Origin of the sequence: Nonomuraea sp. NPDC005650, assembly GCF_040605375.1 — a bacterium.
Taxonomy (GTDB): domain Bacteria; phylum Actinomycetota; class Actinomycetes; order Streptosporangiales; family Streptosporangiaceae; genus Nonomuraea.
Map to the genome: position 1 here is coordinate 57,397 of NZ_JBEXCR010000007.1, position 20,089 is coordinate 77,485.

Genomic DNA, 20,089 nt, shown 5'->3' on the forward strand with positions numbered 1-20,089 from the left:
AGGCTAGTCCTCCTCCTAGAGTGGATCCATGACGGATGCGGTTCGCACGCAGGGGCTCTTCAAGCGCTACGGGCCGCAGGTCGCGGTCGCGGGCGTCGACCTCGTGGTGCCGTCGGGGAGCTTCGCGGGCCTCGTCGGACCCAACGGCGCGGGCAAGACCACCACGCTCAGCATGATCACCGGGTTGCTGCGCCCCGACGGCGGCTCGGCCGAGGTCGACGGGTTCCACGTGTGGCGCGACCCCGTGGAGGTCAAGGCGCGCATCGGCGTGCTGCCGGAGGGGCTGCGGCTGTTCGAGCGGCTGTCGGGCCGCGAGCTGCTGCTCTACAACGGCCGGCTGCGCGGCATCCCCAAGGCCGACGTCGAGCAGCGCGCGGGCGAGCTGCTGGCCGTGATGGACCTGACCGCCGCCGCCGACAAGCTCGTCGTCGACTACTCCACCGGCATGCGCAAGAAGATCGGCCTGGCCGCCGCGCTGCTGCACAACCCGTCCGTGCTCTTCCTGGACGAGCCGTTCGAGGGCGTCGACCCGGTCAGCGCCAACACGCTCACCGACGTGCTCCGGCGCTTCACGGCGTCCGGCTCGACGGTGATCTTCTCCAGCCACGTCATGGACCTGGTCGAGCGGCTGTGCGACTGGGTGTCGGTGATGAGCGCGGGCCACATCGTGGCGCAGGGGACGCTGGCGGACGTACGCGGCGGGCGCAGCCTCAACCAGGCGTTCCTGGAGCTGGTCGGCGGTTCGCGCGACAACGGCGAGGGCCTCACGTGGCTCGGCGCCAACCCCAGGTGACATCCGTGAGCCCCGCCGCACCCGAGGAGCGCCGTTGACCACCGTGATGAGCACCGTGGCCCTGTTCGCGCAGCTCAAGCTCCGGCTGCTGGCCGGAAACCTGCGCGGAGACCTCCAGCGCAAGCTCGGCTTCGTCTTCACCCTGGTCATCGCCACCGGCCTGGCCGTGCTCGGCTTCTTCCTGATGAGCCTGCTCCGGCTGGCGCCCCACGACATCGCCGCCGACCTGGTGATCGTCGCGTTCACGTCCTTCCTCTTCGGCTGGATGATCGTGCCGCTGCTGGCCTTCGGCCTGGACGACACGCTCGACCCGGCGAAGCTGTCGCTCTTTCCGCTGCGTACGCGGCAGCTCGCGGTCGGCATGTTCACCGCGTCCGTGACCGGGGTCTGGCCGCTCGCCATGCTGATCGTCACGGCCGGCGCGCTGGTGGGGCTGGCGACGGGCGCCGGCGGCGTGCTGCTCGGGGTGCCGGCCGTGCTGCTGCAGTTCGCGCTGTGCGTGGTGACGTCCAGGCTGATCACCACCTCGCTGTCCAGCGCGCTGCGCACCCGGCGGGGCCGTGACGTGCTGGCCGTGGCCGCGCTGCTCGTGGTGGTGCTCGCGCAGTTGCCCAACCTCATCATGAACCGCGGCCTCGGCGACCCGGAGGCCATGCTGCGCCAGCTTGCGGGGGTGCTCAGGTGGACCCCGCCGGGCCTGGCGGCGCACGCGATGGCCGACGGCGGTCTGGTCGGGCTGGCCGAGCTCGCGCTGCTGGCCGTGATCGTGGTGGCGCTCGGCTGGTTGTGGATCAAGGCGCTGGGGCGGGCGCTGGTGACGCCCGACGTCTCCACGCAGACCTCGTCCGTACGCAAGGAGAGCGGCCTGGTCGACCGGTTCCTGCCGGACGGGCCGCTGGCGGCCGTGGTGACTAAGGAGCTGAAGTACATCAGGCGCGAGCCCAGGTTCCGCGTCGGCTGGTTCAGCGCGGTCGTGGTCACCGCCGTGCTGGCGTTCTCGATGGGCAGCAGGTCCGGCGGCGCGGAGGGCCTGCCGATCGTGCTCACCTGCGTCGGCGCCCTGATGATCGCGCTGCAGTCGGGCAACGCGTTCGGCATCGACGGCCGCTCGCTCTGGATGAACGCCGTGGTGTTCGGCTCCGAGCGCGGGGTGGCCACCGACCTGGCCGGGCGGCACCTGGCCAACGCGCTGATCGCCCTGCCGCTGCTCGCCGTGATCGCGGTGGCCACCGGCCTGTTCACCGGCCATCCCGGCGTGATCGTGTCGGCGGCGCTGGCCGGGTGGGGCGCGCTCGGCATCGGGCTCGGCGTCGGGTCGGTGACCAGCGTGGTGGTGCCGTACACCGTGCCCGAGCGGATGAACGCCTTCAGCGGCGCCGCGCCGGGGCAGGGCGGCCCGGCGTTCGCCTCCGCCATGGGGGCCACGGTCGGCATCGCGCTGCTGTCGCTGCCGTTCGTGGTGCCGCTGGCGTTCGGCTGGCTCTGGGTGTGCGCGGTGGCGCCCTTCTACGGGCTGCTCGTGGAGGCGCTCGGCAGGCGCCTGGCCGCCAGGATCGGATTCGCCCGGATGCCCGAGCTGCTGGGGGCCGTTTCCAAAGGTAGTTGAATGGTCTAGTCCAATGGGCGAGACCGGTTTACGGCTTCCCTGAGCGACTCGATACCCTTCGAAACATGATTGACCAGGGGCTCGAGCGACGCAGCGCCGCCGTTACCGAGATGCCGGACGAGCTACGCCACGATGTGCGCCTGCTCGGCAAACTGCTCGGCCAGGTGCTCGCCGAACAGGGTGGCGAAGACCTGCTGGCCGACGTCGAACGGCTGCGCAAGGCAGTCATCGCAGCACGTAAGGGCGAGGTCTCGGCCGACGAGATCACCGCCATGGTCGCCACATGGGAGATCGAGCGGGCCGTGGCGGTAGCCCGCGCGTTCACCTGCTATTTCCACCTGGCCAACCTGGCCGAGGAACACTACCGGATCCGCACACTACGCGAGCGGGACGCCGAGGGCAGGGTCCAGCGAGAGTCGCTGGCCCAGGCCGTACAGGAGCTGGGCCACGAGCGGGTCGCCGAGCTGCTGGGGGGCCTTGAGCTGCACCCGGTGCTCACCGCGCACCCCACCGAGGCACGCAGACGCGCGGTCGTCACCGCCATCCAGCGCGTCAGCGGCCAGCTCACCGAGTACAACACGCCCGGCCGCGGCGCCACCGAGCGCGCCGAGAACAAGCGCCGCATGCTGGAGGAGATCGACCTCCTGTGGCGCACGGCCCAGCTCCGCTCGACCAAGCTCGACCCACTCGACGAGGTGCGCACCGCGATGGCCGCCTTCGACGAGACGCTGTTCCGCATGGTGCCGCAGGTCTACCGATCGCTGGACGCCGCGCTCGACGAGCGCACCGGCACCCGCCCGCCGCAGGCCAGGCCGTTCATCCGCTACGGCAGCTGGATCGGCGGCGACCGCGACGGCAACCCCAACGTCACGGCCAGGGTCACCCGCGAGACCATCCAGATCCAGTCCGAGCACGTGCTGACGGCCCTGGAGACCGCCTGCACGCGCATCGCCCGCACGCTGACCGCCTCCGTCCAGTTCGCCTCGCCGTCGCCCGCGCTCAAGTCGGCGCTGGCCGAGGCCGTGGACGCCTATCCCGACGTGGTCGGCGAGCTGGCCACCCGCTCGCCGCGCGAGCCGCACCGGCAGTGGCTGCTGTTCGTGGCCGCGCGCATCGCCGCGACCCACCGCCGCGACCTCGACCTGGCCTACCGCTCGCCGGTCGAGCTGCTCGACGACCTCCGGCTGGCGCAGGAGTCGCTGGCCGCCTCGGCGCCGCGGCAGGCGTACGGGGAGCTGCAGCACCTCATCTGGCAGGTCGAGACGTTCGGCTTCCATCTGGCCGAGCTGGAGGTGCGCCAGCACTCCCAGGTGCACGCGGCCGCCCTGGAGGAGGTCAGGGCCGGCGGCGAGCTGTCGGAGCGCACCGAGGAGGTGCTGGCCACGATCCGGGTGATCGCCTGGATCCAGGAGCGGTTCGGCGTCACGGCCTGCTCCCGTTACGTGGTCTCCTTCACCCGCTCGGCCGACGACATCGCGGCAGTCTACGAGCTGGCCAGGCACGCGCTCGGCGAGCGGGCGCCGGTGCTCGACGTCGTGCCGCTGTTCGAGTCGGGCCAGGACCTGGCCAATTCGCCGGACGTGCTGACCGGGATGCTAGAGATCCCGGCGATGCGGGAGCGGCTGGAGGCCACCGGCCGGCGCATGGAGATCATGCTCGGCTACTCCGACTCGGCCAAGGAGCTCGGCCCCGCGGCCGCCACGCTCCGGCTCTACGAGGCCCAGGAGGAGCTGACGGCCTGGGCGGCCAAGCACGACGTGAAGCTGCGCATGTTCCACGGCCGCGGCGGCGCGCTGGGCCGCGGCGGCGGTCCGGCCAACCGCGCGGTGCTGGCCCAGGCGCCCGGCTCGGTCGCCGGCCGGTTCAAGGTCACCGAGCAGGGCGAGGTCATCTTCGCCCGCTACGGCCACATCGCCATCGCCCGCCGCCACCTGGAGCAGGTGGCCAACGCCGTGCTGATGGCCTCCTCGCCCACGGTCGGCGCCCGCACCGCGGCGGCCGCCGAGCGCTTCCGCGGCCTGGCCGAGCAGGTGGCCACGGCCTCGGAGCAGGCCTACCGCGGGCTGACCGAGGCGCCGGGGTTCCCCGAGTGGTTCGGTCTGGTCAGCCCGCTGGAGGAGATCGGCACGCTGCGCCTGGGCTCGCGCCCGGCGCGCCGCGGGCTCGGCGCGCCGCGCTCGCTCGACGACCTGCGGGCGATCCCGTGGGTGTTCGCGTGGGCGCAGACGCGGGTCAACCTGCCCGGCTGGTACGGCCTCGGCACCGGCCTGGCCTCGGTCGGCTCCCTGGACGAGCTGCGGGCGGCGTACGCGGAGTGGCCGCTGTTCAACGCGATGCTGGACAACGCCGAGATGTCGCTGGCCAAGACCGACCGCTCGATCGCCAAGCGCTACCTGGCGCTCGGGGGGCGGGAGGACTTCGCCCGGCAGGTGCTGGAGGAGTACGACCGGACCCGTGACCTGGTGCTGCGGGTCACCGGTCACACGCGGCTGCTGGAGAACCGCAAGGTGCTCTCGCGCGCCGTCCAGCTCCGCGACCCGTACGTGGACGCGCTGTCGCACCTCCAGCTGCGGGCCCTGCGCGCGCTGCGCACCGGCAACCCGTCGGAGCAGGAGCGCGAACGCCTGTCCACGCTCCTGCTCCTGTCGGTCAACGGCGTCGCGGCGGGCCTGCAGAACACCGGCTGAGCGCGGGCGGTCTAGCGGAGGCCCTCGAAGAAGGCGATGACGTCGGAGGTGAGGGCCTCCGTCGCGGTGTGCGCGGTGTAGTGGCCGCGCGCCGGGGCCGGCAGCGTCTTCCAGGAGACGATGTTCGCGTGGTCGCGCTCGGCGAAGCGGCGGATCGACTTGAAGTCGCCCTCGGCCATCGCCAGCGCGGTCGGCGCGGTGGTGGGCTCCTTGGGCTGCTCCATGCCCGCGTTCTCCCGGTACAGCCGGATCGCCGACCCGGCGGTGCCGGTGAACCAGTAAATCGCGGCGTTGGTGAGCACGAAGTCGTCGTCCAGGTCCTCGTCGAAGAGCTGGGCGAGCCAGCCCACGAGCCCGGCGGGGGAGTCGGCGAGGGCGTGGGCGAGGGTCTGCGGCTGCTGCGAGTGCAGCACGTTGAACGCGCCCTTCTCCTTCCAGAACCAGTCGAGCACGGCCAGCCCCGCCTGATCCTCCTCGCTCAGCCCGGCGAACTCGGCCGGGTCGCCGGAGGGGAAGGCGAACAGCTGCGTGACGTGCACGCCCACGACGTGGTCAGGGTCGAGCCTGCCGACCTCGGGCGAGATCATCGAGCCGGCGTCGTTGCCGACCGCGCCGTAGCGGGTGTAGCCGAGGCGGGACATCAGCTCGGCCCACGCCCTGGCGATGCGCTGGTTGTTCCAGCCCAGCTCGTTGGTGGGGCCGGAGAAGCCGTAGCCGGGGATCGACGGGATGACCAGGTGGAAGCGGCGCGACAGGGGCTCGATGGCGTCGAGGTATTCGGCGATCGAGCCGGGCCAGCCGTGGGTGAGGATCAGCGCCAGGGCGTCGGGGTCGTCGTTGCGCACGTGGATGAAGTGGATGTTCTGCCCGTCGATCTCGGTGGTGAACTGCGGGTGGGCGTTGAGCCTGGCCTCCTGCGCGCGCCAGTCGAAGCCGGCCCGCCAGTGGCCGATCAGCCGCTTGACCCGCTCGACGCCGACGCCCTGGTCGGCGCCGGGGATCTCGTGGGTGAAGCGGGTCAGGGCGAGGCGGGCCTGGAGGTCGTCGAGGTCGGTCTGGGGGATCTCGACGCGGAACGGGCTGATGCTCATGGAAGGCTCCCGGAACAAGCGGAACGGTTTGTTCTGTTCCAGAATACCAGAACGGAATGCTTTATTCCATAGCGATCCGCTCCGATCCCGCGTAGACGTTGCAGCGCTCGCCGCGCAGGAACCCCACGAGCGTGATGCCGAACTCCCTGGCCAGCTCCACCGCCAGCGACGACGGCGCGGAGACCGAGCACACCGCCGGGATCCCGGCGGCCAGGGCCTTCTGCATGATCTCGTAGCTGGTCCGCCCGCTGACCATGAGCACGTGCTCGGCCAGCGGCAGCCGCTCGGTCAGCCCCGCCCAGCCGACCAGCTTGTCCACCGCGTTGTGGCGCCCCACGTCCTCGCGCACCGCCACCATCGTGCCCGCGGCCGAGAACAGCCCGGCGGCGTGCAGGCCGCCGGTCTTGCCGAACACGCCCTGGGCCGCGCGCAGGGCGTCCGGCAGCCCGTACAGGAACTCGGGGGTGAGGGCGAGCCGGCCCCTGGGGACCGGCTTGCAGCGGTCGTGCAGCGCGTCGAGGCTGGCCGAGCCGCAGACGCCGCACGCGCTCGACGTGAGGAAGTGGCGCTCCAGCGCGGGCAGGTCGGGGATGAGGCCGCGCAGGCGCACGGTCACCGTGTTGTAGCGGGCCTCGGGCGGGAGGTCCTCGTCGGTGCAGTACGCGATGGCGGCGATGTCGCCGGGACCGGCCAGGCCCTCGCCGTGCAGGAACCCGGCGGCCAGCTCGAAGTCGTGCCCGGGGGTGCGCATGGTGATGGCCACGGTCTTGCGGGTGCCGTCGTGCGCGGTGAGCCGGATCTCCAGCGGCTCCTCGGTGGTCAGGTCGTCGCGCCGCTCCCTGGTCGTGGAGCCGGACAGCTCCACGACCCTGATGCGCGTGGTGGGCCCGGGACGCGTGGTCACAGCGGCCGCACGGTGACGAGGGCGTCGTGGTCGGGGTGGTTCGGCTTGCGCGGTCGCCAAGAGGCCCGGTCAAGCGGGTCCAGAGGCTTGCTCATCTCTTTATTTTCCTCCCGCCTGCCAAGATAGAGGGATGCCCGACTCGCGTTACTCCGACCTCGAACGCCCGCCGCTCTCCCAGGCGGCGCTCAATCGCGCGCTCGTCCGCCCCGGCTCCCTGTGGACCGGCGTCACCGTCGTGGAGAGCACCGGCTCCACCAACGCCGACCTGGCCGAGGCCGCCCACGCCGGAGCCCCGGAGGGGACGGTGCTGGTGGCGGAGTCGCAGCGGGCGGGCCGCGGCCGGCTGGGCCGCACCTGGACGGCGCCGCCGCGCTCGGGCCTGACGTTCTCGATCCTCCTCAAGCCGGACGTGCCGGCCGCCACGCAGGGCTGGCTGACGCTGATGTACGGCGTCGCCGCCGCCTCGGCCGTGCGCCGCCTGGCCGAGGTGGACGTCCGCGTCAAGTGGCCCAACGACCTGCTGATCGGCGAGCGCAAGCTGGCCGGGATCCTGGCCGAGCGGGTGGAGGACGGCGTCGTCGTCGGCATGGGGCTGAACGTGTCGCTCAGGCAGGAGGAGCTGCCCGTCGAGACGGCCACGTCGCTGGCCGTCGAGCAGGCGGCCTGCCTCGACCGGGATCCGCTGCTCCGGGCCGTGCTCAGGGAGGTCGAGAGCCACTACAGGGAGTGGACCGACGCCAAGGGTGACGCCGAGGCGTGCGGGCTGCGCCCGGCGTACCTGGCGGCCAGCGCCACGGTCGGGCGGCGGGTCAGGGTCGAGCTGCCGGGCCGGCAGGCGGTCAGTGGGACGGCGACGGGGGTCGACCAGTTCGGGCACCTGCAGGTGGAGTCGGAGGGGGAGCGCTACACGCTGAGCGCGGGCGACGTGGTGCACGTCCGCCCGGCGGACTGACCTGATCCGGCGGGAGCGTAGCCGCCGCGCCGCGATGGTGGCACGATTTTGCCATGACCATTCCCGACCATCATCTGACGCAGGGTGAGCGGCGCATCCGGTCCTTCCATCCCCACTGGAAGCGGCTCGTGCTCCCTTTCCTCGCGCTGGTCCTCGTCGTCGCGGCCGCGGGCGCGGCGATGTTCTTCATCCCGGGTAGCTGGGAATACGCGTTCTACGGCAGGATCGCCGTCGTCGTCATCGGCCTCGTCCTGCTGACGATCTGGTCGCTCGTCCCCTACCTGCGGTGGGTCAACACCGGCTACGTGCTGACCACCCACCGCTTCACGATCAGCACCGGCGTGCTCAACAAGTCGACCGACGAGATCCCGATCACCAAGGTCAACACGGTCAGCTCCGACCAGACGTTCTTCGAGCGCCTGCTCGGCTGCGGCACGCTGACCGTGGAGTCCGCGGGAGACCGGGGCGAGATCGTGCTGCGCGACATCCCCAAGATCCAGGACGTGCGCACCGACCTGTTCAGGCTCGTCGAGGACGCCTCCGACGGCGAGCTCGACGGCCACTGACGCGTGAGCCGCCCCAGCCGGCCGAGCGCCGAAGAGATCGAGCGCCTGCTCGTCGGCTTGTCGCCGCGCTTCACGAACGAGCAGGTCACGGCGAAGGCCGAGGTGCCGCAGGAGCTGGCCGAGCGCATCTGGCGCGCGCTCGGGTTCGCGCAGCGGGCCGATGACGCCGTGGCGTTCACCGACGGCGACGTGGCGGCGCTGCGCCGGGTGCGCCGCATGCTCGACGGCGGCACGCTCGACGAGCAGACGGTCATCCGCATGGCCCGCGCGCTCGGCCAGACCACGGCGCGGCTGGCGCAGTGGCAGGCCGAGATCATGATCGGCGCGATGCTGCCGGCGGAGCCCACGGAGGACGACCTGGCCAAGGTGCTCGGGGCGGCGCAGGAGCTGATCCCCGACTTCGAGCACGTGCTGGTCCACGTCTGGCGGGCCCAGCTCGCCGCCGCCGGCACCCGGCTGCTGGCCATCGCCGACCGCGGCGACGAGCTGGTGCCGACCCGGGTGACGATGGCGGTGGGGTTCGCGGACCTGGTCTCGTTCACCAGGCGCTCCCGCGAGCTCGACGAGAAGGAGCTGGCCGAGCTGGTCGAAGGGTTCGAGGCGCGGGCCTCCGACGTGGTGGCCTCCCACGGCGCCCGGCTGGTCAAGACGCTGGGCGACGAGGTGCTGTTCACCGCCCCGACCCCGGCCCAGGCGGCGGGGATCGCGCTCGACCTGGTCGAGTCGGGCGTGGAGCTGCGCGTCGGCCTGGCGTACGGGCCGGTCCTGCCCACCATGGGCGACGTCTTCGGCACCACCGTCAACCTGGCCGCCAGGCTCACCGCCCTCGCCCGGCCGGGCTCGATCCTGGTCGATTCCGCGCTGGCCGAAGGGCTTGAGGGGTTCGCTCTGCAAAGGATCAGGCGCCAGCCCGCCAGAGGGCTCGGCGTGGTCCAGCCCTATCTCTTGCGGAGATCATCCTCCTGACACAAGATGGCTGGCATGCCGTACGAAGTGCAGGGCGTCGTCGCCCGGGCCAAGGGTCAGGAAGTTTCGCTCGAGACGGTCGTGGTGCCGGACCCCGGTCCCGGCGAGGCGGTCGTCAATGTGCAGGCCTGCGGGGTCTGTCACACCGACCTGCACTATCGCGAGGGCGGGATCAACGATGACTTCCCGTTCCTGCTCGGCCACGAGGCGGCGGGCGTCGTCGAGGCGGTGGGCCCCGGTGTCACGGAGGTCGAGCCCGGCGACTTCGTGATCCTCAACTGGCGCGCGGTGTGCGGCCAGTGCCGCGCGTGCCTGCGCGGCCGCCCGCAGTACTGCTTCGCCACCCACAACGCCAAGCAGAAGATGACGCTCAAGGACGGCACGGTGCTCTCGCCCGCGCTGGGCATCGGCGCGTTCCTGGAGAAGACGCTGGTGGCCGCGGGGCAGTGCACCAAGGTCTCCGCAGAGGCGCCCGCGCAGGTCGCGGGCCTGCTGGGCTGCGGCGTCATGGCGGGCCTCGGCGCCGCGATCAACACCGGCGGCGTGACGCGCGGCGACTCGGTCGCCGTCATCGGCTGCGGCGGCGTCGGTGACGCCGCGATCCTGGGCGCCTCGCTGGCCGGGGCCTCGAAGGTCATCGCGGTCGACGTGGACGACCGCAAGCTCGCCTGGGCGCGAGACTTCGGCGCCACCCACACCGTCAACTCCCGCGAGAGCGACCCGGTCGAGGCCATCCGCGACCTGACCGGCGGCTTCGGCGCCGACGTGGTCATCGAGGCGGTGGGCCGCCCTGAGACGTACAAGCAGGCGTTCTACGCCCGCGACCTGGCCGGCACGGTCGTCCTGGTCGGCGTCCCCACGCCTGACATGACGCTGGAGCTGCCGTTCATCGACGTCTTCGGCCGCGGCGGCGCGCTGAAGTCCTCCTGGTACGGCGACTGCCTGCCCTCCCGCGACTTCCCGATGCTCATCGACCTGTTCCTGCAGAACCGGCTGCCGCTCGACAAGTTCGTCTCGGAGACGATCGGGATCGGGCAGGTCGAGGAGGCGTTCGCGAAGATGCACCGCGGCGAGGTACTGCGTTCGGTGGTGACGTTCTAGATGATCGACCGGGTCATCACCTCGGGCACGTTCTCGCTGGACGGCGGCACCTGGGACGTCGACAACAACATCTGGCTGATCGGCGACGCCCGCGAGGTCGTCGTCATCGACGCGGCCCACGACGCCGCGCCGATCGCCGAGCGGGTGGGCGGGCGCACGGTCAAGGCCGTCGTCTGCACCCACGCCCACAACGACCACATCAACGCCGCCAAGCCCCTCGCCGACCGCACCGGGGCGCCCATCCGGCTGCACCCCGCCGACCAGGTGCTGTGGGAGCAGCAGTACGGGGACGCGGTGCCGTACGAGCCGCTGGCCGACGGCGAGAAGATCGAGATCGGCGGCATCGCGCTGGAGGTGCTCCACACCCCCGGCCACTCGCCCGGGGCGGTCTGCCTGTACGCCCCCGACCTGGGCGCACTGTTCAGCGGCGATACCCTCTTCAAGGGCGGCCCCGGGGCGACCGGCCGGTCCTACAGCTCGTTCGACACGATCATCGGCTCGATCGGGGAGCGGCTGCTGACCCTGCCCCCGGAGACCGTCGTGCACACGGGTCACGGCGACTCGACCACGATCGGCGCCGAGGCGCCGCACCTGGACGAGTGGATCACCCGAGGTGGATAGCCAGGTGTGTCCCACCTAACATAGGCAAGCCTTACCGAAGTGGGGTACCTTAGGTGTGCCTAACCTAAAGGCACCCCCACTTCGCTTGCGAGAGGCCTGCTACCGGATGTACGTGTGCATATGTCGTGCTGTGACCGAGAATGAGGTCCACGACTGCATCGCTTCCGGTGCCACCAGCGCCAAGCAGATCCGCGACACCACTGGTGCCGGTGGTGACTGTGCCCGATGTGTACGGAAGATCTGTGCAATCCTGAAACGGTCTGAAGAACTGACGACCGCATAGCGAGGGGCCCGTTCCATGCAGGGCGACAAGCAGATCATCGAGCTGCTCAACGAGCAGCTGACCGCCGAGCTCACCGCGATCAACCAGTACTTCCTGCACGCCAAGATGCAGGAAAACTGGGGATACACGAAACTCGCCGAGCACACCCGCGCGGAGTCGATCGACGAGATGCGCCACGCGGAGCGCCTGACCGATCGCATCCTCTTCCTGGAGGGGCTGCCCAACTACCAGCGCCTGGGCACCCTGCACATCGGCCAGACCGTCGAGGAGCAGCTCAGGGCGGATCTCGAGGTCGAGCTCTCGGTCGTGCAGCGTCTGCGCCCGGGGATCGCGCTCATGCGCGAGAAGGGCGACATCACCTCGGCCCGGATCTTCGAGGAGATCCTGGAGGACGAGGAAGAGCACATCGACTACCTGGAGACAGAGCTCAGCCTCATCCGCAGCCTGGGCGAGCAGCTCTACCTGGCCCGCTACGCCGAACCGCCCTCGTCCGACGACTGACCGGCCCGTAAGGCGCCCCGCCTCCGGACGGGGCGCCTTACGCCTGCCACGGCGCGTTCTACCGCCAGAGCCACGCCTGCTCCGCCGTGTCCCTGCACGTCCACTGGATGATCCACTTTCCCTTCTTGCGCTCGCCCTTGCCGACCGCCAGGCACAGGCCGGTGGCCCGGTTACGCAGGCGCTGCTCGTCGTCGTAGACCCATTCCTGCTCGATCCCGCCGTCGGTGCACGGCCACTGGATCGCGTACTTGCCCTTGGCCATGGAGCCGCGCGCGATCGCCAGGCACATGCCGGTCTTGGAGTTGACGACCTTGCGGCCCCGGTAGATCCACTGCTGGTCCTTGTTGTCGGAGCACGTCCACTGGATGACCTTCTTGCCGGCCTTGACCTCGCTCTTGCCCACGGCCAGGCAGAGGTCGGTGGCGGCGTTCATCAGCCGTCCGCTGCCCCCCGCCGAAGCGGGAGCGGCGGCCAGGGACAGCGCCAGGGCGGCGGTGGCGGCGACGGCGAACAATTTGGTGGGGGTGGCGACCACGTCAGTGACCCTTTCCGTTGAGGTATTGATCACTGAGACGCGCGCAAATCCCGATTTGTTGTGATCGGATGCCCGGTGAGGCTTCAGCTCTGGGGTGAGCAGTCGGTGACGACGTCCTCGGAGATGACGTCCTCGTACACGCCGACCTTGTAGTTGATGAGGTCGAGACAGCGGTTGAGATCGCTCATCTGGCGCAGCACGCGCTCCCGGTGCGCGAGCATGATGGTGAGGCGCTCCGCCTCGTTCCCGGCGCCGTTCCTGACGAGGTCGGTGTACTCCCGGATCGCCGGCAGCGGCATCCCAGAGGCGCGCAGGATGACGCACGTGTTCAGCCAGTGCGCGTCCGAGTCGCTGTAGACCCGCCGCCCGCCCGGCCCGCGGCGTACGGGGTTGAGCAGGAGGCCCTCACGTTCGTAGAAGCGCAGCGTGTGCACGCTCAGCCCGGTGAGCTCGGCGAGTCGGCCGATGCTGATCTGCGATGACATGCCGACCAGGATACGTACGGCGGCTGCGCGGCCTACGGGCTGACCCGGCTGACGGTGTACGCCGTCCCGGCCTGGGCGTCCCAGCTCAGCGTGTCCCCGGAGCGCCGCGGGCGCACGCCGCCGGACACCCGGCAGCCTCCGGCGAGGGTCGTGCGCACCGTGATCGGCCCGGTGCGCCCGGCGTGCAGCGTGATCCGCTCGGCGGCGCCGTCCCGCCAGTCGATGTCCACCGTCACGTCGCCCCGGGCCCGCAGCCCGCGCACCGACCCCGTGGGCCAGGCGGAGGGCAGCGCGGGCAGTACGTGGATCTCGCCGTGCTGACTCTGCACCAGCATCTCCGCCATACCCGCGCAAGCCCCGAAATTTCCGTCGATCTGGAACGGCGGGTGCGTGTCCCACAGGTTGTCCAGCGTGGACGTCCGCAGCTGCTCGCTCAGCATCCGATGCGCGTGATCCCCGTCCAGCAGCCGCGCCCAGAAGTTGATCTTCCACGCCTTGCTCCACCCGGTGCCGCCGTCCCCGCGGGCGGTCAGCGAGACCCTGGCCGCCTCGCCCTCGCGGCTCCCGGCGGCGATCTGCCGCCCGGGGTGCAGAGCGAACAGGTGCGAGACGTGCCGATGCGCGTTCTCCGGGTCGTCCCGGTCGGCCTTCCACTCCTGGAGCTGCCCCCAGGACCCGATCCGCAGCCCCGGGTCCAGCTTCGCCAGCGCGTCCCGGACCCGGCCGCCGAACTCCGCGTCTCCCAGGACGTCCGCGGCCTCGGCCACGTTCGTGAACAGGTCCCGGACGATCTGCTGGGACATCGACGCCCCGGCCGAGAAGTCCCCGTGCTCGGGGGAGTAGCTGGGCGAGACGACCAGCGTCCCGTCACGGGGGTCGGTACGCAGGGTGTCCAGCCAGAACTCGGCCGCCCCCTTCATCACGGGATAGGCGGTGTCGCGGAGATATCCGGTGTCCGAGCTGAAGCGATAGCGGTCGTAGAGCTGCTGCGCCAGCCAGGCTCCGGCCTCCGGGAACCAGAACGACGTGGCCCAGTCGTGCACGCCGGTGAAGCCGAACGGGTTCGTCTCGTTGTGCACCAGCCACCCGCGCGCCCCGAACATCTCCCGCGCCGTGATCTCGCCCGGCCGCACCAGGCCCGCGACGTAGTCGACGTACGGCTGAGCCGTCTCGGCCAGGTTCGTCTGGTCGGCGAGCCAGTAGTTCATCTGCAGGTTGATGTTGACGTGGTAGTCGCCGGACCAGGGCGGGGTGGTGGAGTCGTTCCAGACGCCCTGCAGGTTCGCGGGCAGCGATCCGGCCCGCGAGGAGGCGATCAGCAGGTAGCGGCCGTAGGCGAAGAAGAGGGTTTCGAGCGCGCGATCATCGGCGGAGGCGCCTCCGGCGTAGGCCGCCCGGAGCCGATCCGTCGGGATCGACGGCTCCCGCCGGCCGAGGTCCAGCCGTACCCGGTCGAACAGGGTCCGGTGGTCGGCCTGGTGGGCGCGGCGCAGGGCCTCGTACCCCTGCGCCACCGCCCGGTCCACGGCATCGGTGACGGCGGCGTGCGGGTCCTGCCCGCGGTAGTGCGGATGGACGGGGGCGTAGTCGGTGCCGGCGGACAGGACGAACACGGCGCTGTCGGCCCCGGTGACCGTGATCCGGTCGACCCCGTCCGTACGGCTGCCGCCCTCCGTGACCACCCGCACCTGGGCCTCGAACGTCATCCCGTTGTCCGCGAGCCGCCCGCGGATCGTCAGCCGCCCGGCCGAGACGCCGACCCGCCCGTCCTCGTGCGGCGTGGACACCCGGAGCGTGAACGACACCTGCCCCGGTTCGTCGGCCGAGACACGCCCGGCGATCACGTTCGCGGGGTGGCTGGCGAGGTATTCGCGCGTGTGCCGCACCCCGTCCGCCGTGTACGTCACCCTGGCCGCGGCCTCGCCCAGGCTCAGCTCCCGCCGGTAGCCGGCGGCCGAGCCCGGTCGCGTGGCCAGGTCCAGCCAGAGATCGCCGAAGGGCTGGTACGCGCCGAAGCCCGACTTCGGCTGCCCCAGCGCGGCCGCCACCGCCTCCGGGGCCATGCTCCCGTCCCGGTCCAGCGCCTCCTGGACCCCGGCGATCGCGCCCGGCCGGGGAGAGGTCCAGTCGCCGAAGTCATATCCCTCGCGTGACCCCGGACCGCCCGTCCACAGGCTCTTCTCGTTGAACTGGAGCCGCTCGGTGCCCGTCCCGCCGAACACCATCGCCCCGAGCGCGCCGTTGCCGATGGGTAGCGCCTGGGTCTCCCAGTCGGTGGCCGGCCGGTCGTACCAGAGGGTCAGATCAGTCACAGCGGACAACGTTAACAACATTGTTTGTTTTCGCGACCGGCGGGGGCCGAGGACTTCCATTGCTTTTGATTCCCGGCAATCGCGGTAATTTAATCCCGACTAACCGATATTTAGCCGCGTTTGCCCAGGTCAATGGATAGGTCAACTGCGAGTCAAACCGCGCGCTGTGCCCGGGAAACGATCGCTTAAGGTCCTACGATCGCTTCATGACCTGCGTACTTCTCGCCGAGGATGACACCTCGATCTCCGAGCCGCTCGCGCGTGCATTGCGCCGTGAGGGCTATCAGGTCGAGGTGAGCCCCGACGGCCCGCAGGCCCTGGAAAGGGCTCTGTCGGGCGGCATCGATCTCATCGTTCTTGACCTTGGACTGCCCGAAATGGACGGTCTGGAAGTGGCCCGTCGCATTCGGGCCGAGGGCCACGGCACTCCGGTCCTGATACTCACCGCTCGCGTCGACGAGGTGGACACCGTCGTCGGCCTCGACGCCGGGGCGGACGACTACGTGACCAAGCCGTTCAGGCTGGCCGAGCTGCTCGCCCGGGTACGGGCGCTGCTCCGGCGCGGCACTTCCGAGACTCCGGTCGTCCAGGGCGTGCGTATAGACGCCGACTCCCGCCGCGCGTGGATGGGGGAAAAGGAGCTGCATCTGACCACGAAGGAATTCGACCTGCTGCGGGTGCTCGTTCGCGACGCCGGAAAGGTGGTGACGCGGGAGCAGATCATGCGTGAGGTCTGGGACACCAACTGGTGGGGTTCGACCAAGACCCTCGACATGCACATCTCCTGGCTGCGCCGCAAACTCGGTGACGACGCCGCGAAGCCGCGCTACATCACGACCGTCCGGGGAGTCGGCTTCCGATTCGAACGCGAGTAGGAGATGCGCCGCCGACTGCTCTCCTCAACCCTGGTCGTCGCGGTCATCGCGGTTCTGCTGCTGGGGGTCCCCCTGGGCGTCGTCGTCAGCCGCCTGATCGTCGACGAGGCGGCTCAGGAGCTCGGGGCGGAGGCCAAGCGTCTCGTGGGAGAGGTCGAGTACGCCCGCGTCCAGGAGACTCCGCTCGACCCCCAGCAACTGGAGCAGAAGTATCCCGGCAGGTACATCCAGATCTGGGAACGCGGAACCCCCCTACGGGTGACCGTGGTCGGCACCGCGCCGGCGTCCGGTCACCTGATGACCGAGGACGCGCAGACCAACACCGGCGTCTATGTCCGTATAAGTCGTGATCGTGACCAGGTTGAGCAGGACGTACGGGCTCGGCTGCTGCTCATCGTGGCCCTGGCCGTCGCCGCCCTGGCGGTGGCCGTGAGCCTGGCCGTCGTACAGTCCCGGCGGCTGACGCTGCCCCTGCAGGACCTGGCGAAGATCGCCGAGCGGCTGGGCTCCGGAGACGCCCGGCCGAGCAAACACCGCTACGGCATCCCCGAACTCGACCGGGTGGCGCAGGTGCTCGACCGCAGCGCGACCCGCATCTCCGACCTGCTCACCCGCGAGCGCGAGTTCGCCACCGACGCCTCTCACCAGCTTCGCACCCCCTTGACCGGTCTCACCATGCGCCTGGAGGAGATCGTGTCCGCCGCGCACGAGCCTGAGGTCGTACGCGAGGAGGGCGAGGCGGCGATCGTGCAGGCGGAGCGGCTCACCGCCGTGATCGACGAGCTGCTGGCGGCGGCCCGGCGCCAGCGCCACGCCCAGGCCGAGCCGGTCGCCGTCGACGACGTGATCATCCAGCAGATCAGGGAGTGGGAGCCGGTGTTCCGGGAGGCGAGCCGCGTCCTGCGGCTCGAAGGCTCCCGCGGCCTGAAGGCGATGGCGACCACCGGCGGCTTCGGCCAGGTGATCGCGTCCCTGCTGGAGAACTCCCTGCGCCACGGCGGCGGCGACGTCACCGTCACCACGACCAGCGGTGACAACTACGCGGTGATCGAGGTCGCCGACGAGGGCCCGGGCATCGCCGACGAGATCGCCCCCAAGATCTTCGAGCGGAACGTCAGCGGCGGCGGAGGCACCGGCCTCGGGCTGACGCTGGCCCGCGCGCTGGCCGCCGCCGACGGCGGCAGACTCGAGCTGGTACGGCGCCGCCCGGCGACGTTCGCCATCTTCCTGCGCCCGGCGGAGGACGACGGCGCCAGGACCCGGGTGGTCAGCGGTCCTGCTTGACCCCGGTCTCGGGCAGCTCCATCGGGATCGGCTCGGTGGCCTCCAGGAACACCCACTTCTTGTACGACCAGTAGCGGAACAGCGTGCCCAGCCCGACGCCCACGATGTTGGCGATGTTGATGCTGAGCGCGTCGTGCCGGTCGAGCGTGTAGGTGGTGAAGCCGATCGTCAGCATGCCGAACAGCAGCGCGATGCCGTTGAGCAGGAAGAACAGGAAGTATTCGCGCCCCAGCCCGCTCTGGTCGCGGTCCCGGAAGGTCCAGAAGCGGTTGCCGATGTAGGCGAAGGTCGTGGAGATCGTCGTCGCCACGACCTTGGAGGTCAGCGGGCCGAAGCCCAGGACCACGTTGCAGAGGTTGAGGAGGCCGAAGTCGATCAGGAAGGCGACGGCCCCGATGCTGCCGAACTTGGCCAGCTCGTGCACAAGGGAGGAGAACCGCTCGTAGAGGCGTTTTACGAAGTCCACGTCTCCGCTCGGTCCCTTCCTTCGTCGAGCCTGACCCAACTCAGCGTACCGGCCGCCATGTAGGGGCGACGTCAGGCTGGTGAACTTACCACTTAGAAATATCGTCCTATGCCCGACATTTAAGACAGCTGGGCATTACGCTGCCATGCACATCGCCCGCGACCCGGCATACGCGGGCGGAGCGGAACGCTGGGCGGTCGTGCCTGCGAAGGTGACCCGGAACGGCCGCCCAGCCCGGGGCGGTCCGGGAAAGTCGGTCCGTCCCGGTAAGCTCACCTGGCGTGAGTTCCTACAGCCCCATCGGGCCGGTCGTCGGCATCGTCGGCGCAGGCCAGCTGGCCAGGATGTCGCAGCCACCCGCCATCGCGCTCGGGGTCGAGCTGCGGGTGCTGGCCAACACGCCGGAGGAGAGCGCCGCACGCGTGATCGTCGACACGCGCCTCGGAGACTATCGCGATCTTGATGATCTGCGCGAGTTCGCCAAGGGCTGCGACGCGATCACGTTCGACCACGAACACGTGCCCACCGAGCACATCCGGGCCCTGACCGAGGCCGGCCACGCCGTCCACCCCGGGGCCGACGCCCTCGTGCACGCCCAGGACAAGGCCGTCATGCGCGAGCGGCTGACCGCGATCGGGGTGCCGTGCCCGGCGTGGGCACGCGTGTCGTCGGCCGAAGAGGCCACGCGCTTCGCGGAGCAGCACGGCTGGCCGATGGTCCTGAAGTCGGTGCGCGGCGGCTACGACGGCCGGGGCGTGTGGGTGTGCCGGTCGGCCGAGGAGGTCGCCGAGGCGTTCGCGACCGGGGTCGAGCTGCTGGCGGAGGCGTTCGTGCCGTTCGAGCGGGAGCTCGCGGTGCTGGTCGCCCGCTCGCCGCACGGGCAGGGCGTCAGCTACCCGGTCGTGGAGACCGTGCAGCAGGACGGCATCTGCGTGGAGGTCATCGCGCCCGCCCCCGGGCTGGACCCCGAACAGTCCGCGCAGGCGCAGCGCATCGGCCTGAAGATCGCCGACGAGCTCGGCGTGACCGGGCTGCTCGCGGTCGAGCTCTTCGACACGCCGAACGGACTCGTGGTCAACGAGCTGGCCATGCGCCCCCACAACAGCGGCCACTGGACCATCGAGGGCTCGACGACGTCGCAGTTCGAGCAGCATCTGCGGGCGGTGCTGGACCTGCCGCTCGGCTCGCCCAAGATGACCGCCCAGGTCGTCGTCATGGCCAACCTGCTCGGGGGCGAGGAGCCCGACCTGTTCAAGCGCTACGAGCACGTGCTGGCCCACGATCCGGGCATCAAGCTGCACTTCTACGGCAAGGAGGTGCGCCCAGGCCGCAAGATCGGCCACGTGACGGCCCTCGGCTCCAACCTCGACGAGGTCCGCGCCCGCGCCCGCCACGCCGCCGTCTACCTCACCACCGGGGAGTACACGTGAGAGAGCGAAGCGAACGAACAATGGGACACAGCAGCATCTCGATGCTCACGATGCCGACGAAGGCGGCATCGTGAGCATCGGGATCGTCATGGGGAGCGACTCCGACTGGCCGGTCATGAAGGCCGCCGCGGAGGCGGTCGCCGAGTTCGGCGTGCCTTTCGAGGCGGATGTGGTCTCCGCGCACCGCATGCCGACCGAGATGATCGAGTACGGCCGCCAGGCCGCCTCCCGGGGCCTCCAGGTGATCATCGCCGGGGCCGGGGGAGCGGCGCACCTGCCCGGCATGCTGGCCTCCGTCACGCCGCTGCCGGTGATCGGGGTGCCGGTGCCGCTGAAGTACCTCGACGGGATGGACTCGCTGCTGTCGATCGTCCAGATGCCCGCCGGGGTGCCGGTGGCCACGGTGGCGGTCGGCGGGGCCCGTAACGCGGGGCTGCTGGCCGTACGCATCCTCGCCGCGTCGGATCCCGGGTTGAGGGAGCGGATGGAGGAGTTTCAGGCGCGGCTGAAGGAGCAGGCGTACGCCAAGGGCGAGAAGCTTCGTGCGGAGGCCGCGGACCTCGGGTTGTGACGGGGGGTGCCGAGGCTGCGGGATTCGGGGGATCCAGCTGACTGGTCGAACGCAGGTGGG

The 20,089-nt window shown here is 70.6% G+C and carries 21 protein-coding genes and 1 pseudogene; 15 read left to right on the forward strand and 7 right to left on the reverse strand.

Going from position 1 to position 20,089, the window contains the following annotated elements; genetic code table 11:
* Window positions 1–28 precede the first annotated feature (28 nt).
* The 3 genes from ABZS69_RS13650 to ABZS69_RS13660 all read left to right on the forward strand — a co-directional run bounded on the left by ABZS69_RS13650 (window position 29) and on the right by ABZS69_RS13660 (window position 5,086).
* Window positions 29–793 (forward strand): ABC transporter ATP-binding protein, encoded by a 765-nt coding sequence (locus ABZS69_RS13650; RefSeq protein ID WP_355370809.1) that lies wholly within the window; start codon window positions 29–31, stop codon window positions 791–793.
* Window positions 794–836: 43 nt separating this feature from the next.
* On the forward strand, window positions 837–2,399 hold the full coding sequence (locus tag ABZS69_RS13655; RefSeq protein WP_355371622.1) for a hypothetical protein: 1,563 nt from the start codon (window positions 837–839) through the stop codon (window positions 2,397–2,399).
* Window positions 2,400–2,464: 65 nt separating this feature from the next.
* Window positions 2,465–5,086, forward strand: a complete 2,622-nt coding sequence (locus ABZS69_RS13660) for a phosphoenolpyruvate carboxylase (protein WP_355370812.1) — start codon at window positions 2,465–2,467, stop codon at window positions 5,084–5,086.
* An 11-nt stretch (window positions 5,087–5,097) separates the two neighbouring features.
* Here ABZS69_RS13660 and ABZS69_RS13665 read toward each other — a convergent pair whose 3' ends face one another.
* Both ABZS69_RS13665 and fdhD read right to left on the reverse strand, forming a co-directional pair.
* Window positions 5,098–6,177 carry an epoxide hydrolase family protein gene (locus ABZS69_RS13665; protein ID WP_355370815.1) on the reverse strand — a complete coding sequence of 360 codons (1,080 nt, stop codon included), beginning with the start codon at window positions 6,175–6,177 and terminating at the stop codon, window positions 5,098–5,100.
* A 61-nt stretch (window positions 6,178–6,238) separates the two neighbouring features.
* Window positions 6,239–7,081 carry a formate dehydrogenase accessory sulfurtransferase FdhD gene (gene fdhD / locus ABZS69_RS13670; RefSeq protein ID WP_355370818.1) on the reverse strand — a complete coding sequence of 281 codons (843 nt, stop codon included), beginning with the start codon at window positions 7,079–7,081 and terminating at the stop codon, window positions 6,239–6,241.
* A gap of 130 nt (window positions 7,082–7,211) precedes the next feature.
* Here fdhD and ABZS69_RS13675 point away from each other — a divergent pair, with 130 nt between their 5' ends.
* From ABZS69_RS13675 to bfr, 7 genes are all read left to right on the forward strand, one after another.
* Complete coding sequence (locus ABZS69_RS13675) at window positions 7,212–8,033, forward strand: biotin--[acetyl-CoA-carboxylase] ligase (RefSeq protein ID WP_355370820.1); 822 nt, start codon at window positions 7,212–7,214, stop codon at window positions 8,031–8,033.
* Between the two features lie 53 nt (window positions 8,034–8,086).
* Complete coding sequence (locus tag ABZS69_RS13680; protein ID WP_355370823.1) at window positions 8,087–8,599, forward strand: PH domain-containing protein; 513 nt, start codon at window positions 8,087–8,089, stop codon at window positions 8,597–8,599.
* 3 nt (window positions 8,600–8,602) lie between these two features.
* A complete protein-coding gene (locus ABZS69_RS13685) occupies window positions 8,603–9,565 on the forward strand; it encodes an adenylate/guanylate cyclase domain-containing protein (protein WP_355370826.1) in 963 nt (320 codons plus the stop codon).
* A gap of 15 nt (window positions 9,566–9,580) precedes the next feature.
* A complete protein-coding gene (locus ABZS69_RS13690) occupies window positions 9,581–10,666 on the forward strand; it encodes an S-(hydroxymethyl)mycothiol dehydrogenase (RefSeq protein ID WP_355370829.1) in 1,086 nt (361 codons plus the stop codon).
* Entirely contained in the window at window positions 10,667–11,287 is a 621-nt protein-coding gene (locus tag ABZS69_RS13695) for an MBL fold metallo-hydrolase (protein WP_355370831.1), read from the forward strand.
* A gap of 106 nt (window positions 11,288–11,393) precedes the next feature.
* Window positions 11,394–11,570 (forward strand): (2Fe-2S)-binding protein, encoded by a 177-nt coding sequence (locus ABZS69_RS13700; RefSeq protein ID WP_127939836.1) that lies wholly within the window; start codon window positions 11,394–11,396, stop codon window positions 11,568–11,570.
* 15 nt (window positions 11,571–11,585) lie between these two features.
* Complete coding sequence (gene bfr, locus ABZS69_RS13705) at window positions 11,586–12,071, forward strand: bacterioferritin (protein ID WP_355370835.1); 486 nt, start codon at window positions 11,586–11,588, stop codon at window positions 12,069–12,071.
* Window positions 12,072–12,129: 58 nt separating this feature from the next.
* Here bfr and ABZS69_RS13710 read toward each other — a convergent pair whose 3' ends face one another.
* The 3 genes from ABZS69_RS13710 to ABZS69_RS13720 form a co-directional block, all read right to left on the reverse strand.
* Window positions 12,130–12,606 (reverse strand): RICIN domain-containing protein, encoded by a 477-nt coding sequence (locus ABZS69_RS13710; RefSeq protein WP_355370838.1) that lies wholly within the window; start codon window positions 12,604–12,606, stop codon window positions 12,130–12,132.
* Between the two features lie 83 nt (window positions 12,607–12,689).
* Entirely contained in the window at window positions 12,690–13,091 is a 402-nt protein-coding gene (locus ABZS69_RS13715) for a MerR family transcriptional regulator (RefSeq protein WP_355370841.1), read from the reverse strand.
* A 32-nt stretch (window positions 13,092–13,123) separates the two neighbouring features.
* Window positions 13,124–15,403, reverse strand: a complete 2,280-nt coding sequence (locus tag ABZS69_RS13720; RefSeq protein ID WP_355370844.1) for a glycoside hydrolase family 95 protein — start codon at window positions 15,401–15,403, stop codon at window positions 13,124–13,126.
* 206 nt (window positions 15,404–15,609) lie between these two features.
* Here ABZS69_RS13720 and ABZS69_RS13725 point away from each other — a divergent pair, with 206 nt between their 5' ends.
* Window positions 15,610–16,278 (forward strand): response regulator transcription factor, encoded by a 669-nt coding sequence (locus ABZS69_RS13725; protein ID WP_043620820.1) that lies wholly within the window; start codon window positions 15,610–15,612, stop codon window positions 16,276–16,278.
* Window positions 16,279–16,302: 24 nt separating this feature from the next.
* Here ABZS69_RS13725 and ABZS69_RS13730 read toward each other — a convergent pair whose 3' ends face one another.
* Window positions 16,303–16,476 carry a hypothetical protein gene (locus ABZS69_RS13730; RefSeq protein WP_355371650.1) on the reverse strand — a complete coding sequence of 58 codons (174 nt, stop codon included), beginning with the start codon at window positions 16,474–16,476 and terminating at the stop codon, window positions 16,303–16,305.
* Here ABZS69_RS13730 and ABZS69_RS13735 point away from each other — a divergent pair.
* Window positions 16,423–16,563 (forward strand): annotated as a pseudogene (locus tag ABZS69_RS13735) (two-component sensor histidine kinase); the annotation flags it as partial. The gene ABZS69_RS13730 and the pseudogene ABZS69_RS13735 overlap by 54 nt on opposite strands.
* A 111-nt stretch (window positions 16,564–16,674) precedes the next feature.
* Window positions 16,675–17,562, forward strand: a complete 888-nt coding sequence (locus tag ABZS69_RS13740) for a HAMP domain-containing sensor histidine kinase (RefSeq protein WP_355371625.1) — start codon at window positions 16,675–16,677, stop codon at window positions 17,560–17,562.
* Here the strand turns inward: ABZS69_RS13740 and ABZS69_RS13745 are convergent.
* A complete protein-coding gene (locus tag ABZS69_RS13745) occupies window positions 17,546–18,028 on the reverse strand; it encodes a GtrA family protein (RefSeq protein ID WP_355370847.1) in 483 nt (160 codons plus the stop codon). The two genes, ABZS69_RS13740 and ABZS69_RS13745, sit on opposite strands and share 17 nt — an antisense overlap.
* A gap of 281 nt (window positions 18,029–18,309) precedes the next feature.
* On the opposite strand from ABZS69_RS13745, the gene ABZS69_RS13750 reads away from it, so the two are divergent.
* Window positions 18,310–19,458 carry a 5-(carboxyamino)imidazole ribonucleotide synthase gene (locus ABZS69_RS13750; RefSeq protein ID WP_355370849.1) on the forward strand — a complete coding sequence of 383 codons (1,149 nt, stop codon included), beginning with the start codon at window positions 18,310–18,312 and terminating at the stop codon, window positions 19,456–19,458.
* 88 nt (window positions 19,459–19,546) lie between these two features.
* Complete coding sequence (gene purE, locus ABZS69_RS13755; RefSeq protein WP_355371628.1) at window positions 19,547–20,029, forward strand: 5-(carboxyamino)imidazole ribonucleotide mutase; 483 nt, start codon at window positions 19,547–19,549, stop codon at window positions 20,027–20,029.
* Window positions 20,030–20,089 lie beyond the last annotated feature (60 nt).